Origin of the sequence: Photorhabdus viridis (assembly GCF_040256935.1) — a bacterium.
Classification (GTDB): domain Bacteria; phylum Pseudomonadota; class Gammaproteobacteria; order Enterobacterales; family Enterobacteriaceae; genus Photorhabdus; species Photorhabdus viridis.
The window spans coordinates 1-224 of sequence record NZ_JBEJZY010000468.1 but is presented as its reverse complement, the minus strand read 5'-3'; the positions used below and the strand labels follow the sequence as shown (position 1 = coordinate 224).

1 protein-coding gene is annotated in these 224 nt (G+C 61.2%); it reads left to right on the top strand.

The genetic code is table 11. From position 1 onward, the window contains the following. On the top strand, nt 1–224 hold a 224-nt coding region (locus tag ABR397_RS24175), incomplete at both ends, for an IS66 family transposase (RefSeq protein WP_350307895.1).

The following is a 224-nucleotide window of genomic DNA, read 5'->3' as shown; positions in this document are numbered from 1 at the left end:
ATATCGCCCCGCGACGTTTGTTGTCCGGCGTTATGTCTGTCCGCAGTACAGCTGCGCGCGCTGTCAGTGTGTGCATGCTAAAGCCCAACCCGCCCACCTGATTGAAAAGGGCCTTCCAGAGCCGGGGTTGCTGGCTCAGGTGGTGGTCGCCAAATATCGTGACCACCTGCCGCTCTACCGTCAGCAGCAAATCTATGCCCGCAGCGGCGTAACCCTGGCCCGCA